Source organism: Acinetobacter sp. Ac_3412, from assembly GCF_013072675.1.
In the GTDB taxonomy this organism is placed as follows: Bacteria; Pseudomonadota; Gammaproteobacteria; order Pseudomonadales; family Moraxellaceae; genus Acinetobacter; species Acinetobacter higginsii.
This window is the reverse complement of sequence record NZ_LXUJ01000003.1, coordinates 26,603-41,100: the sequence shown is the minus strand read 5'-3', so window position 1 is coordinate 41,100 and position 14,498 is coordinate 26,603. Positions and strand designations below refer to the sequence as shown.

Below are 14,498 nucleotides of genomic sequence, written 5' to 3'. Positions count from 1 at the left end.
TTTGATTATGAGTTTGCTGAGCTATCTGCCGCGCGCTCCTTTGCCCATTCTCTTAAAATAAATTTCTGTAATTTCCCTGTCGAAGTTTTGGGGATCTCAGTAATCACCACATCTTTTGGGACTTTAAATCGAGCGAGTTCTTTTTGACAATGGGCAATGATTTCTTCGGCTGATGCGGATGCTCCTTGTTTGAGTTCAATAAAAGCACATGGCACTTCTTGCCAGCGTTGATCAGGTTTGGCTACCACTGCGGCAGTGAGCACAGCAGGATGACGATAAAGCACATCTTCAACTTCGAGCGAGGAAATGTTTTCTCCACCTGAAATAATAATATCTTTCGAGCGATCCGTAATTTTGGCATAACCATCAGGATGACTCACAGCTAAATCACCTGTGTGAAACCAGCCACCTTTAAATGCTTCTTCTGTGGCTTGGGTATTTTTCAAATAACCTTTCATCACGATGTTGCCACGGAACATGATTTCACCCATGGTTTGTCCATCATTGGGCACCGGTTGCATGGTGTCTGGATCAAGCACACGCATGCTGTCTTGCAAAGGATAAGGCACGCCTTGGCGAGAGTGGAGTTGTGCTTGCTCCTGAATGGATAAATCGCTCCAGCCAGCCTGTGAAGCACATAAGGCAGAAGGACCGTAGGTTTCAGTCAAACCATAAACATGATTGACGTTAATACCGATATTGCGCATCCCCTCAATGATTGCTACAGGTGGTGCAGCACCTGCCACCATAACTTCAACATCATGCTCAAAAGCCGTTTTCTGTTCGCTTGGCGTGTTGATGAGCATGGACAATACAATTGGTGCGCCACAGAAATAATCTACTTTGTATGCTGCAATGTATTTGAAAATTAATGCCGGATCGACACGACGCAGACAAATATTAGTACCGCCACTGGCTGCAATTGACCAAGCAAAGCACCAGCCATTGCAATGAAATAGAGGTAAGGTCCAAAGGTATACAGCACGAGGTTTCATACCACAGGCCAAAATATTACTTGCGGCATTCAGATAAGCACCACGATGATGATAGACCACACCTTTAGGATTGCCTGTGGTACCTGAGGTATAACTCAGACTAATTGCATCCCATTCATCTTGAGGCAGTAACCATTCAAAGGCAGGATCACCTTGTGCTATCCATGCTTCATATTCAAATTGACCAATTGCAATTTGTTCACCATCAAACTCAGTATCAAAGACATCAATCACAATAATGTCCTGTGGAACAAGCTTGAGTGCTTCTTCTGCAACCTGACGAAATTCAGGATCGACCAATAGCACTTTAGCTTCAGCATGTTCCAGCATAAATGCAATGGTCTTGGCATCGAGACGGGTATTCAAGGTATTCAGAACTGCGCCAGCCATCGGCACTGCAAAATGTGCTTCAATCATGGCAGGGATATTGGGCAATAGCACTGAAACAGTATCGTTCTTTTGGATACCTAAATGACGGAGCTGATGTGCAAACTGACGGCAGCGCTGATAAGTCTGCTGCCATGTGATTTGGCGTTGGCCATGGATAATTGCAGCTTGATTGGGATAAATATAAGCAGCCCGTTCCAAGTAGCGTAAGGGTGATAAAGCAACAAAATTTGCTGGATTTCTGGGTAGTTCGTCATATGCACTTACCATGTGTCTTGCTCCATTTCCGTTCTTTTCATTTATTGGTATTAACCTAGACTGTCATCGAGTCTAAATCATTTAGGCTTTAGTCGGAGATGAATCTGAACTGATCTCGGGTTTTTCTGGTTCAGAGGTTTCATCCATAGCTAAACCCGTGTAAAATCTTCGATACTTTTTTATCCGCCGTTTTTTATTTTTTGAGGCTTGCCTCAATACATAATCTCGCGGTGATATGCTCCTTCGTATAGGGCATCACTCCTTAAGGATTTTATTATGCCAATCATTACTTTACCAAATGGTGATCAGAAACAGTTTGATCATCCGATTTCTGTGATGGAACTTGCTCAGAGCATTGGTCCAGGTCTTGCAAAGAATACTGTTGCTGGCCGTATCAATGATCGCTTGGTGGATGCTTGTGATTTAATCACAGAAGATGCGACAGTTCAGATTATTACCCCTAAAGATGAAGAAGGTTTAGAAATCATTCGTCACTCATGTGCGCACTTGGTAGGACATGCGGTTAAGCAATTGTTCCCAGAAGCGAAAATGGTGATCGGTCCTGTGATCGAAGAAGGTTTCTACTACGACATCTGGATGCCACGTCCATTTACTTTGGATGATATGGCTGCAGTTGAAGAGCGCATGAAAAAGCTCATCGACCAAGATTATGACGTCATCAAAAAGATGACACCACGTGAAGATGTGATCGCTGAATTCACAGCACGCGGTGAAGAATACAAGTTACGCTTGATTGCAGACATGCCGAATGAAACTCAAATGGGCTTGTACTACCATCAAGACTATTTAGATATGTGCCGTGGTCCACACGTACCTAACACTAAATTCTTAAAATCATTCAAACTCACTAAAATCTCTGGTGCTTACTGGCGTGGTGATGCGAAGAATGAACAGCTACAACGTATTTATGGTACTGCTTGGGCTGATAAAAAACAGTTAGCTGCTTATATCAAACGTATTGAAGAAGCTGAAAAGCGTGACCATCGTAAAATTGGTAAGGCATTAGACTTGTTCCATATGCAAGAAGAAGCACCGGGTATGGTGTTCTGGCATCCGAACGGTTGGACGATTTACCAAGTGCTTGAACAATACATGCGTAAAGTTCAGCAAGACAATGGTTACCAAGAAATTAAGACACCGCAAATCGTAGACTTTACGCTTTGGGAAAAGTCTGGGCATGCGGCAAACTATGCTGAAAATATGTTTACGACTCACTCTGAAAGTCGTAACTATGCAGTCAAGCCAATGAACTGCCCATGTCACGTACAGGTCTTTAACCAAGGTTTGAAATCTTACCGTGATTTACCAATTCGCCTAGCTGAATTTGGTTCTTGTCATCGTAATGAGCCATCAGGTTCTTTGCACGGCATTATGCGTGTTCGTGGTTTTACTCAAGACGATGCCCATATCTTCTGTACCAAAGAACAGATTGGTAAAGAAGTTGCAGACTTTATTAAGCTGACTTTGGATGTGTATAAAGACTTCGGTTTTGAAGACGTGCAAATGAAATTGTCTACACGTCCAGAAAAGCGTGTGGGTGATGATGCACTTTGGGACTTGGCTGAAAAATCTTTAGCAGATGCTTTAGATGATGCTGGCTTGGCTTGGGACTTACAACCAGGTGAAGGCGCATTCTACGGTCCGAAAATTGAATTCTCATTGAAAGACTGCTTAGGCCGTATCTGGCAATGCGGTACAATCCAGTGTGACTTCAACTTACCAATCCGTTTAGATGCATCTTATGTCACTGAAGACAATGATCGTGATCAACCAGTCATGCTTCATCGTGCAATTCTTGGCAGTTTCGAGCGTTTTATTGGTATACTAATTGAACACTATGCGGGCTTCATGCCACCATGGCTTACACCAATCCAAGCTTGTGTCATGAATATTACGGATTCACAAGCGGAAGCAAGTGAGCAAGTGGTCGCAAAACTCAAAGAAAATGGTCTTCGTGCTATTTCTGACTTGAGAAATGAAAAGATCGGATTTAAGATTCGTGAGCGTACCCTAGAGCGTATTCCTTACCTTCTTGTTCTCGGTGATCGAGAAGTTGAAGAAGGTACAGTCAATGTGCGTACTCGCTCAGGAAAAAATTTAGGTACTATGTCAGTAGATGCATTTATTGACTTAGTGAAATCTGCCGTTGCCGAACGTGGCCGGTATATCGTGGAGTAATAAAGATTAAACAGCCTGACCGTAACCAACAACAAGGTGCTAAAAGTAACCGTCCTGCAATTAACGATGAGATCCGTGCGAAAGAAGTACGCCTCGTCGCTGCAGATGGAGAACAAAAAGGTGTTGTTTCATTAAATGAAGCATTGCGTGCTGCAGAAGAAGCTAATCTTGACCTTGTTGAGATTGTGGCGAATGCAGAACCACCTGTTTGTAAAATCATGGACTACAACAAGCACTTATTTGACTTAAAGCAAAAGCAAAAAGATGCGAAGAAAAAACAGCATCAAGTGCAAGTGAAAGAAATCAAATTACGTCCTGCAACGGATGTAGGTGATTACCAAATTAAATTGCGTGCAATTTTACGTTTCCTTGAAGAAGGGAATAAGGTAAAAATCACTTTGCGATTCCGTGGTCGTGAGATGGCACATCAACAGCTTGGTTTGGCTCAATTGCAAAAAATTGAAGCAGACGTTGCTGAATTTGGCGTGATTGAACAAGCGCCGAAGATGGAAGGTCGTCAAATGGGCATGTTAATTGGTCCGAAAAAGAAAAAGTAATTTTTCTTATAAAAAAAGCACCGCTCTCAGCGGTGCTTTTTTATGCCTAAAAATGTATAACCTAATTCGAGATAAATCTGTTAAAAAAATTCTCAGCATCATTGGAACAGATGAAAACAAGCTATGATAGGGTTTGTTGATAATTACACTATTTAAAAATAGGAATAAGATATGTCTACAATTACTGGTACTCAACAACTCTCTGAAATTAATCAAAAAGTGGTGCAAGAAGGCGAAGTTCTGCCTCAAGTTAAACTCAAAGATGGTAGTCGAGTACAAACCGGTACCGTCGCGACCATGCTGCACAATATTAATTTATATAATGCAGGCGTTCGAGGTACGGTTGAAGATGAACTGATTTTAGCTGTACCCACCTTATTTAAAGTCGGGATGTTTGATTTGTTCTCTGTGGAAGAGTGGATCAATGGCAGTAATGCTGGTCGTAAATTCGTTGGAGAGAAAGCCAAAGAATTCTTGGATAATCAAGCTTAAATCTTTGCAACATTGTCTTTGAAAACACCGCTTTATTGTTTCTTTTCGTGCTTGTCTACTGATCAATAAGTAGGAAGTGTGCTATAACGCAACAACAGTCAAGATAACGATGAATAGGACAATATAAAATGATTGACTTATATTATTGGGGTACACCCAATGGCCATAAAATAACAATCGCCTTAGAAGAAATGGGGCTCGAATATCAGATTTTTCCAATCAATATTTTGGAAAATGATCAGTTCCAGCCTGATTTTTTAAAAATCTCTCCCAATAATAAAATTCCAGCAATTGTCGATCAAAATGGTCCAAGAGGTGAACCGATTTCAGTATTTGAGTCGGGTGCGATCCTACAATATTTAGGTCGAAAAACAGGTTTGTTCTATCCGACCGATGAGCAAGAGCGAGTCGAGGTTGAACAATGGTTGATGTGGCAAATGGGGGGATTTGGTCCAATGCTTGGGCAAAATCACCACTTCAATAAGTTTGCCTCTGAACGTATTCCTTATGCGATTGATCGTTATGTCAATGAAACCAAGCGTTTGTATAGTGTCTTAAACAAACAGTTGATTGGTCAAAAGTTTGTAGCAGGCGAATACTCGATTGCGGATATGGCGATCTTACCTTGGGCATTGCGTTACGAATGGCAGGGCATTCAACTTGAAGACTATCCGTATGTGCAAGATTATATTGAACGCTTAACAGCTCGCCCTGCAATACAAAAAGCCTTGTCGATCAAAGTTGGATGAATCAAGGTATTGGACGACACTGCTACTTAAAGCATTGGGCGATTGCGATGGGATTGTTGTTGCTTACAGCAATCCTTTGTGCTCAGTTGCAAAAGCTCTATTCAGAGAGTCATTTAGCGGTTTTGGTATTTGCTTTTATTACTGTTTTAGGGCTCTTATTTTCTACACTCTTTGCTTGGCTACAGCTAGAGACCAAAAATTCATATTGGAGTAGCTGGTTTTTTGCTGGCTTTTTAAGTTTATCCTTAGTGTTATGTAGCTATCTTGATCATACGGTCTCTATTGATTGGGCTGCGGTTTCTGCGGGAGAAATGCAACTTAGCCTGTACCAAAAAATTATTAGATCTGATCTTACCTTTTGGCTGTTATTTGTTTTTCCATTCATTTTTTCAGTTATGTATTTTTCTACTCGATCTAAAAAAGCGAAAACTAAAAATTAATCTTTGCAAAAGCCATGATTTCGGGCATGTAAGCCTGACTATTTTATAATTGTGTAATTTTTCATCTAGTCTATGCATGTTCAAGCTACGATGATTTAAGTTCATCAAAGATAAAGCATCATGCAAGCAAAAATATCAGACCTTTATTTAAAAAAGCTTGGTTTTGAGGGAGATTTCTCTCCAACTTTGGCTAATCTAAAAAGCCTATTAAGTCTTCATGTACAAGCTATTCCTTTTGGTAATTTATCCTCTTTTTTAGGAGAGGAGGTTTCATTAGCGTCAGACCCACTTGCGCAAAAATTATTAATTGAAAATCGTGAAGGCTATTGTTTAGAACACAGTACCCTAACCAGAATTGTTTTAACTGAACTGGGTTATGAGGCATATAACGTACTCGGTCGAGTGTATTATCAAAGTTCGCCTGTCAGTACTCCGGTGAGAACTCATTTGGTCACACTGGTATGTATTGATCAGCAATTGTTTTTGTATGATCCTGGATTTGGAGGGATGACCCCGACCACGGTTTTATCACTTGATCAAATTGGTGAAACACAGCAGACACCACTCGAACCTTTTAGATTTGTTGAGCTTGCACAGAGTGGTTTGGATGCGACCGTGCTGACGGAAATGACTTATATGTTGCAAGTCTGTATTCATAATCAATGGATCAATGTCTATTCGATTAACCCCAACCAACAAATTGCAGATGCAGATGCTGTAGTTGCAAACTGGTACATTTCGACTTCGCCTGAATCCTTATTTACCCAGTATTTAATGTTATCTACTGCCAATGCAGAAATGCGAATGACCTTAAAAGATCGTGTTTTAAGAACACATGGCAAAGAAAGCTCTGACAAGAAAGAGTTATCCACTTTGGATGATTTTGAACAAACCATTAAAAGCGTTTTTCGGATTGATCTTTCGCAGGAGATGCTTGAAGCGACTTGGGCAAAATTAACCTTGAATCCATAGCGTTCACGTTATATGGTCTGCTCTTGATGATGTGTGGCTCCGAGTTTAAGAGAACCTTGTTTTGATGTCTTATTTGTTATTGTTTCTCTCCGCCTTTGGTGCTGCCACCTTATTACCTTTACAGTCAGAAGCGGTATTAATGACCTTGCTGATACAAGGTTTATCCAATCCTTTCTATCTTATCTTGGTTGCGACTATTGGTAATGTCTTAGGTTCCTGTGTGAATTGGTGGCTTGGACTAAAGATTGAACACTTTAAAGATAAAAAATGGTTTCCTGTTTCAGAGCAACGGTTGTTACAAGCACAGCAGATTTATCATAAATATGGCTTTTATTCCTTATTACTAAGTTGGACTCCTGTGATTGGTGATCCCATTACCTTGATTGCTGGGTTGATGAAAGAGAACTTTTGGCGATTTTTATTGATTGTCACCATCGCTAAAGGCGGCCGTTATTTAACGTTATATGCTTTATATCTCGGTCTCTTTTAATGAGAAAGGGAAAGATGGGCTCTTTCCCTTTTATTTAGTGATCCGAACCTTTCGTAATATCGACTTTGAATAAGTCATTGGTTTTAAACCAGCAGTAACTTACTACAGCAAGTGTCATACAACCGCCAAGAATAGTTGCCGTGATTGTGCCGAGGTATTTGGCTGCGAGACCTGATTCAAAAGCCCCCAGTTCATTACTTGAAGAAACAAACATCCCATTCACTGCCGCGACACGACCGCGCATATTTTCAGGCGGGAAAATTTGCAAGATGGTTTGACGAACCACGACTGAAACACTGTCACAAGCACCGGTCATGGCTAAGGCAAATAATGAAAGCCACATATGATTTGAGAAGGCGAACAGAATGGTAAAAATACCAAAACCTGCTACCGCTAATAACATATTTCGCCATGCATGTTGCATCGGAGGAAATTTGGTGAGTGCAATCATGGTGATGAGAGCACCAATAGATGGAGCGGCACGTAAATAGCCAAGACCTTCAGGGCCGACTTTTAGGATTTCCTCAGCGAAAATTGGCAATAACGCAATCACACCACCAAATAGAACCGATACTAGATCAAGTGAGATTGCCCATAAAACGATTTTAGTTTTCCAGATAAAGCGGAAACCATCAGTCAGGCTTTGTAGTACATTCTCCGTTTCCATTTTAGGGAAAGTACGATTTTGTAAACGCGTAATTAAGATGAAGCAGGTGGCCAATAAAGCCGTAACAGCAAATAAGCTGGTTTCACGTCCCAGAAATGCCAGCATAAAACCACCGAGCATAGGACCGATGATCACACCACTTTGCCATCCAATTGTAGTCCATGTTGCACCATTGGCATACAGTTCACGCGGAATTAGAAAAGGTTTAAGTGAGGTTGCCGATGGATTATAAAAACCTCGAATGGTCCCTAAAGCAAAAATCACGGCATAGATACCCCAAGACAGCGTGCTGATACCAATTTTTTCTAAGCCGTGTAAATGAAACAGTGTCCAGAGAATTAAAGGTAATGGAATCGAAAAGAATAAGCAGATTTTCATAATGGTCTGTTTATTCAATTTGTCGGCGAAATAACCGCCCCATAAAGACAGCGTGATAAATGGAATCGCTTCTGCCAGACCAATGAAACCCAAGGTGAGTGGATCACGGGTGATTTGATAAAGTGAATAGGCGACGATAATTTCCTGAATCAAAATTGCCAGTGTTAAGCAGAATTGATTAACGGTCACAATAGAGAAATCTCGGTACCGTAATGCAGCGAAAGCATCATTTTGTATAGTCATATTCTTTTGAATTTAAGAGCTTGTATTTATTATAGGTGTTAATTTTGTGGATGTTTCTCGTAATTTGAGAATTGGTTATAGAAAATAACGTTTATAGAAAAGAGACGATTTACTATCAAAAAATGAGCATTTTACTTTCGTTTTAGCTTGCTATGCTTTAGAATACTGGCTCCCTTACCTGCAGGTCGTTTTTGCAATGGTGCAAACGTTCCGAACAGGTGTTCAAAAGAGGTTGTTATGCCTAAGATGAAAACTCGCCGTGGTGCAGCTAAACGCTTCAAAGCGACTGCAAACGGCTTTAAGCGTAAACAAGCGTTCAAACGCCACATTTTGACCAAAAAATCTGCTAAGCGTATCCGTCAATTGCGCGGCTGTGTAATGGTTCACGTAAGTGACGTTGCATCAGTTCGTGCTATGTGCCCATACATCTAAGGAGATTATAAATGGCTCGTGTAAAACGTGGTGTAGTGGCTCATCGTCGTCACAAAAAAATTCTTGCTCGCGCTAAAGGTTACTATGGTGCTCGTTCACGCGTTTATCGCGTAGCGTTCCAAGCGGTAATCAAAGCTGGTCAATACGCTTACCGTGACCGCCGTCAAAAGAAACGTCAATTCCGTGCTTTATGGATTGCGCGTATCAATGCTGGTGCTCGTCTTAACGGTTTGTCATACAGCCGTATGATCGATGGCTTGAAAAAAGCTCAAGTGATCATCGACCGTCGCGTATTAGCTGACATCGCTATGCATGATGCAGTTGCATTTGCTGCTTTAGCTGAAAAAGCTAAAGGCGCATTAGCTGCATAAGCTTAGAGATTCAAAGAAGGCCGCTTTTTAGCGGTCTTTTTTATTTTTAGTGAATTGGATTTTCAATAATAGATAATAATCAGAGATAGATAATGCGAGATGAACAATTTTTAAATGATTTAATTCAACAAGTCCAACAAGGTTGCCCATTTAAATATTTATATTTCTGGGGACATACCCCAAAGCAAACCAACCATGTAGACAAAAGCTGTTTTAGCCAGTGGTTTCCATCGCCATTCAAACAGGAGGGTGTTGAATATCTCACAGCGGAACATTATATGATGGCGCAAAAAGCAAAACTCTTTAACGATGAAGATGTTTTTGCACAAATCTTAAAAGTTAAGCATCCCAATGATGCAAAGCAGTTAGGACGCAAAGTGCACAACTATGACGAGCAGATTTGGCAAGAAAAACGTTTTGATATTGTGGTACAGGCAAACTTTGCCAAATTTTCACAGCATCCTGAATTAAGAGATTTCTTGATTGCCACGCATGATCGTATTTTGGTTGAAGCATCGCCTGTTGATAAGATTTGGGGGATTGGTATGGCACAAGATCACCAGCATATCCAAGACCCGAGCCAATGGCAGGGATTAAATTTACTTGGTTTTGCACTTATGCAGGTGCGTGCTCAGTTGCTATAGGCACAAAATGAAAAAGACCGCTTTTTAGTGGTCTTTTTCATTGGCTAATTTTTTAAGTACTTTATATATGGCATAGATAAAAGCAAGAACCAGAATAAAAAGATTACCCCAATCAACTGCGAAATAAGCTAAGGTCCATAACGCACAATAACACCATAGCATGGACCATAGAAATTTTATGATTCCTGACCAATGAAAGTGGGGTTGAGGTTCTGTAAATGAAGAAGTTTCATGCTCTGCCAATGGAGGAGGAGTGCTTGAAAATTCGATAGTATCTAGAGATTTAGGAGAAAATTTAAAAGCATTGTGTTGGTCATGGTAATGACTGATATTTGAGTTCTGATATTGGTTGGCCGTATATTTTAAGATAAGGATGTGGAATTCTTCGAGTGTATTACGTGCAGTATCAAATTCTAGTTTTTCAGTTTCAGACATGTGCCAGTAATCCCCATTGTCATTTTTGATATGAGATTCATTATCAAACTGACTTTTTAAGCGAGCAGCATTGAGCATTAAAATACTGGCATAATTCTTTTTCAGATTATAGGGGAGTACTGGGAACTGTTCTTCAATTTGATACATATCGCCTTCATAGCAATTATTATCAGTCAACGGAACAGGGTAACTTCCAAAGCGTCGAGCCACTGCAAAATGATAGATTTTTTCTTGGTATTCATTGAAAAAGCTTTGCCAAGAGATAGGTTTTAAATCGTCAGCAATACTCGAAATAGCCACGACAGGAAGATCGATCAACACATAGTTTTCAACGCTGTCATGGTAATTGTTATAGTCTGAGTATAATGGGTATCCATCGTTATCATAGCTTTGCCAAAGTGATTTTTCTTCACAATGGATCAGTGCTTTTAACTGTTGTTGAGGAAAATGGCAGACAATACAAAAGTCACTATCACTTTGGGTGAAATTAAAAAGTTTCGATTCGTTCAAATAATTTGAGAGATTGGATGCCGAATGTAAACTGATTTTTTCTAGACCTTGTGATTTCAGAAAACTTAAAAAATGTGAAGCAGAGCCTGCTAGTAAATTACCTTGCTCAATATTTCGTAAAATAGGAAAGTGGGTGAAGAGTAAAGGGTGGCGGTCTAAAAGCTCGGAATCTACGCCGCCAGTTAAAAATTCATTTCCATAACTGACTAATGCGATTTGACGGTAAATTCTTGGTAAATGGAGATACACTCTTCTTCCTATTATAATCATTTTGAATTGGCGATAGAGTGATCAAAAAGTAATGAGAAAACAATATCATTTTCGCAATATTGGACAAGATCTCTATATCTGGGATGTTCATCATTTGCTTGAGTTGACGAAAAACTTGATGCCTAAGAAGGTTTTACTGGCTGATATTCAAGAGCTAAACGAAGCCTATTGGTTTCCAGATCAATATCCAACAACACAACAAATCATTGAGCACTTTCAACTGATTCAAGATGCTGATCTGAGTTATCCAATTATCTTATGTGCACAAGGGCGTGTGATGGATGGAATGCATCGCGTCGCTAAAGCCAGTTTACTTCAACACACAGATATTCTCGCCGTGCAATTTGAACAAACCCCTGAACCTGATTTCCTCAATATGGATGAAGATGATTTAGATTATGATGAGTAAGATAATCTATTGATTTATTTAATGATTACATAACCAAAACATGTTCGATTAGACTTTTACGCTGAAATCTTTTTACAGTAAAGAAAACAGCATCAGGATAAAAATATGTTAGTGAGTGTAGAAGGGTTACAGCAAGGTGCATTTGAAACAGAACTGAGTATTGTGCCTAGAAAGGGTGAAACCATCCGAATTTTTTATGGGCCAGATGCTGAAGTTGAAGGTGAAATTGAAAATGTGCATCACATTGTTAATCAGCATGATGGCGGGCATAAAGTGATTATCAGAATTCGCCCCACCTTCTAAAACGATAAAAGAAAAACCTAGATGGTGTGATCTAGGTTTTTTTATGCATGGTGTTGCTACAGACCAAAATAATAAGCAAGTAGACAGATAATTACAGTCAGGATAATCAGTTTAATTACACCTGATGTACCAACTTTATGATGTTGAGTTTTATCTAGTTGATGTGGGATTTCCATGGTTCGGTCAATGATTTCAGGTTCTTCTGCTGTCAGTTGGGCCGTTTGATAATGATTTGCTGTTTTCACAATCAATTTTGCAAATAAATCATCAGTCTTCTGGGAGAAATTACGCAAATTGATTTGTTCTTCAGGACTAATCAATTCACCTGTCGCATGATAAGGATGTTGTCTTTGTTGCTCCAAATAATCAGCCAAAGCTTGAGTACGATGTAACAGGCGATGCGCACAATCAGCAGGATAATCGGTTGGAATCAATGCGAGTTGCGGGTTTGGTGGGCTGGTCGAATCCAATTCATAGCCATAGAAAGGCAGGTCCTGTTGTTCTGGTTCAGAAAAATGTTCTGCATATTTGCTGTCAAATAGTTCTTTCTCTAAGAAAATGGCCACCTGATTCCAATTCACTTTCTGTAAGTCAGCATCAATTTTTTTAGCGAATTTATCATTCAATTCATATCGCCAAAATGCTTCTTGGCGGAGTGTTGTTTGTTGGGATGCGGGTATATCAAAGGCTTGATCACTGTTGTCCCATTCAGCCAGTTCCTGTCCACAAATCCATGCGGTTTTTTTATTGCCTTGATGGCTCACAATAAAATGTGCGAAGGGAAGCAGCTCTACATTGGCATTGGGATTTTGCTCATCATTGAGTACGCTGGATAAATGTAGGCTGAGTTTTTTAACCCCTTGTTTTTTTAAGCCTTCAAGCCAAATCTGGAAATGTTGTGCTAACAGGTGCTGGGAGAGTAAATCCCTAAAAAGCAGTCGATTTTGATTGAAAATCGGATGTTCAATCCAGCGACTAAAATTGAGTTCACCTGCGAGGAACCCATTGCCATAAGTCACAAGTGTAAGCTGTTGTTTCCAGATCTGATCAAGCGCCATCGTTGTTATTTCTCATTGACGATATTGATATCTTATACATTTTATTCAATTATTGATTATTTTTTACGAAAATTTAAATGATTGATCGGTAAAACTGACGATTTTATCTTCAGATTCGAGCCTGAAAAAGGATGCTATTTAAACAGCGGTTTAGCTTCATAAAATAGGTAAAAAGCTGATAAACTATAGCGTTTTATTATATTTCTATATTTTGTTGCTTTGAGAGTTACTATGTCACTGGAAGCCCTGACCACTGAAGCGCTTGCTGCCATTGCAGCGGCTCAAGACCTTGCTGCACTCGATCAAGTCCGTGTGCAATTTACAGGGAAGAAAAGCCAGCTTGCAGAGCAGTCGAAAGCACTTGGAAAAATGGATCCTGAAGAGCGAAAAGTACAAGGTGCTGCAATTCACGCTGTGCGTGAAGCAATCAATACAGCTTTGACTGAGCGTCAACAGACATTACAACAAGCTGAACTTGCAAAAAAATTAGCAAGTGAAACCATTGATATTACTTTACCGGGCCGCGGTCAGCGTATGGGAAGTATTCATCCTGTAACTCAGGTACAAGAGCGTATTTGCCAGTTCTTTACCAAAGCTGGTTTCCAAATTGCGTATGGTCCTGAAGTTGAAGATGATTATCATAACTTTGAAGCCTTAAACATTCCGGGTCATCATCCAGCTCGTGCTATGCATGACACCTTCTATTTTGATGCAACGCATTTGCTTCGTACCCATACCTCGGGTGTACAAATTCGTACCATGGAAACCAGTCAGCCGCCAATTCGCATCGTGTGTCCAGGTCGTGTATATCGTTGTGACTCGGATCAAACGCATTCGCCAATGTTCCATCAGATCGAAGGCTTATACGTTGCAGAAAATACCAGCTTTGCTGAATTAAAAGGTTTATTGATTAACCTGTTAAATGAATTTTTTGAAAAAGATTTGAAAGTACGTTTCCGTCCATCTTATTTCCCATTTACTGAGCCAAGCGCTGAAGTAGATATTATGGATGAGCGTGGTCGTTGGTTAGAAGTTTTAGGTTGTGGCATGGTGCATCCAAATGTACTGCGTGCTGCAGGGATTGATCCTGATAAATACAAAGGCTTTGCTTTTGGTTTAGGGGTAGAGCGTTTTGCAATGTTGCGTTATGGCATCAATGATTTGCGTATGTTCTACCAAAATGATGTGCGTTTTTTACGCCAGTTTGCCTAAACATTTTTTCAGGATTAAATAAGGTTT

17 protein-coding genes are annotated in these 14,498 nt (G+C 40.1%); 13 read left to right on the top strand and 4 right to left on the bottom strand.

The genetic code is table 11. From position 1 onward, the window contains the following. Positions 1-5: 5 nt before the first annotated feature. Positions 6-1,652, bottom strand: coding sequence for an acyl-CoA synthetase (locus A7P54_RS02095; protein WP_171548505.1), 1,647 nt, complete (start codon positions 1,650-1,652; stop codon positions 6-8). A 264-nt stretch (positions 1,653-1,916) separates the two neighbouring features. Here A7P54_RS02095 and thrS point away from each other — a divergent pair, with 264 nt between their 5' ends. The 7 genes from thrS to A7P54_RS02060 all read left to right on the top strand — a co-directional run bounded on the left by thrS (position 1,917) and on the right by A7P54_RS02060 (position 7,539). Further along, the gene (gene thrS / locus A7P54_RS02090) at positions 1,917-3,839 is read left to right on the top strand and encodes a threonine--tRNA ligase (RefSeq protein WP_005312273.1); all 1,923 of its coding nucleotides are present in this window, start codon (positions 1,917-1,919) and stop codon (positions 3,837-3,839) included. 5 nt (positions 3,840-3,844) lie between these two features. Further along, positions 3,845-4,396: a translation initiation factor IF-3 gene (gene infC / locus A7P54_RS02085; RefSeq protein WP_081400781.1), complete on the top strand. Its 552-nt coding sequence runs from the start codon at positions 3,845-3,847 to the stop codon at positions 4,394-4,396. Between the two features lie 171 nt (positions 4,397-4,567). Then, the gene (locus tag A7P54_RS02080) at positions 4,568-4,888 is read left to right on the top strand and encodes a hypothetical protein (RefSeq protein ID WP_033133840.1); all 321 of its coding nucleotides are present in this window, start codon (positions 4,568-4,570) and stop codon (positions 4,886-4,888) included. A gap of 128 nt (positions 4,889-5,016) precedes the next feature. After that, positions 5,017-5,637: a glutathione S-transferase N-terminal domain-containing protein gene (locus A7P54_RS02075; protein ID WP_004804476.1), complete on the top strand. Its 621-nt coding sequence runs from the start codon at positions 5,017-5,019 to the stop codon at positions 5,635-5,637. Then, on the top strand, positions 5,634-6,077 hold the full coding sequence (locus tag A7P54_RS02070) for a hypothetical protein (RefSeq protein WP_171548504.1): 444 nt from the start codon (positions 5,634-5,636) through the stop codon (positions 6,075-6,077). The genes A7P54_RS02075 and A7P54_RS02070 overlap by 4 nt, the downstream gene beginning before the upstream one ends. A gap of 120 nt (positions 6,078-6,197) precedes the next feature. Then, positions 6,198-7,049, top strand: a complete 852-nt coding sequence (locus A7P54_RS02065) for an arylamine N-acetyltransferase (RefSeq protein WP_171548503.1) — start codon at positions 6,198-6,200, stop codon at positions 7,047-7,049. A gap of 64 nt (positions 7,050-7,113) precedes the next feature. Next, positions 7,114-7,539 (top strand): YqaA family protein, encoded by a 426-nt coding sequence (locus tag A7P54_RS02060; protein WP_005312281.1) that lies wholly within the window; start codon positions 7,114-7,116, stop codon positions 7,537-7,539. A 34-nt stretch (positions 7,540-7,573) separates the two neighbouring features. Here A7P54_RS02060 and A7P54_RS02055 read toward each other — a convergent pair whose 3' ends face one another. Then, positions 7,574-8,827 carry an MFS transporter gene (locus tag A7P54_RS02055; protein ID WP_005207075.1) on the bottom strand — a complete coding sequence of 418 codons (1,254 nt, stop codon included), beginning with the start codon at positions 8,825-8,827 and terminating at the stop codon, positions 7,574-7,576. Positions 8,828-9,064: 237 nt separating this feature from the next. Here A7P54_RS02055 and rpmI point away from each other — a divergent pair, with 237 nt between their 5' ends. The 3 genes from rpmI to A7P54_RS02040 all read left to right on the top strand — a co-directional run bounded on the left by rpmI (position 9,065) and on the right by A7P54_RS02040 (position 10,274). Beyond that, on the top strand, positions 9,065-9,259 hold the full coding sequence (rpmI, locus tag A7P54_RS02050) for a 50S ribosomal protein L35 (protein ID WP_004804484.1): 195 nt from the start codon (positions 9,065-9,067) through the stop codon (positions 9,257-9,259). An 11-nt stretch (positions 9,260-9,270) separates the two neighbouring features. Then, positions 9,271-9,630: a 50S ribosomal protein L20 gene (rplT, locus tag A7P54_RS02045; protein WP_004664213.1), complete on the top strand. Its 360-nt coding sequence runs from the start codon at positions 9,271-9,273 to the stop codon at positions 9,628-9,630. 92 nt (positions 9,631-9,722) lie between these two features. Further along, the gene (locus A7P54_RS02040) at positions 9,723-10,274 is read left to right on the top strand and encodes an NADAR family protein (RefSeq protein ID WP_005207078.1); all 552 of its coding nucleotides are present in this window, start codon (positions 9,723-9,725) and stop codon (positions 10,272-10,274) included. Positions 10,275-10,298: 24 nt separating this feature from the next. On the opposite strand, the gene A7P54_RS02035 is transcribed toward A7P54_RS02040, so the two are convergent. Continuing rightward, on the bottom strand, positions 10,299-11,468 hold the full coding sequence (locus A7P54_RS02035) for a hypothetical protein (RefSeq protein ID WP_171548502.1): 1,170 nt from the start codon (positions 11,466-11,468) through the stop codon (positions 10,299-10,301). 52 nt (positions 11,469-11,520) lie between these two features. Between A7P54_RS02035 and A7P54_RS02030 the strand changes: the two genes are divergently transcribed. Next, complete coding sequence (locus A7P54_RS02030) at positions 11,521-11,898, top strand: hypothetical protein (protein WP_171548501.1); 378 nt, start codon at positions 11,521-11,523, stop codon at positions 11,896-11,898. 105 nt (positions 11,899-12,003) lie between these two features. Continuing rightward, positions 12,004-12,201, top strand: a complete 198-nt coding sequence (locus A7P54_RS02025) for a hypothetical protein (RefSeq protein WP_004655648.1) — start codon at positions 12,004-12,006, stop codon at positions 12,199-12,201. 56 nt (positions 12,202-12,257) lie between these two features. Here A7P54_RS02025 and A7P54_RS02020 read toward each other — a convergent pair whose 3' ends face one another. Further along, positions 12,258-13,259, bottom strand: coding sequence for a hypothetical protein (locus tag A7P54_RS02020; RefSeq protein ID WP_171548500.1), 1,002 nt, complete (start codon positions 13,257-13,259; stop codon positions 12,258-12,260). Between the two features lie 231 nt (positions 13,260-13,490). Between A7P54_RS02020 and pheS the strand changes: the two genes are divergently transcribed. Then, positions 13,491-14,471 (top strand): phenylalanine--tRNA ligase subunit alpha, encoded by a 981-nt coding sequence (pheS, locus tag A7P54_RS02015; RefSeq protein WP_005146537.1) that lies wholly within the window; start codon positions 13,491-13,493, stop codon positions 14,469-14,471. Positions 14,472-14,498 lie beyond the last annotated feature (27 nt).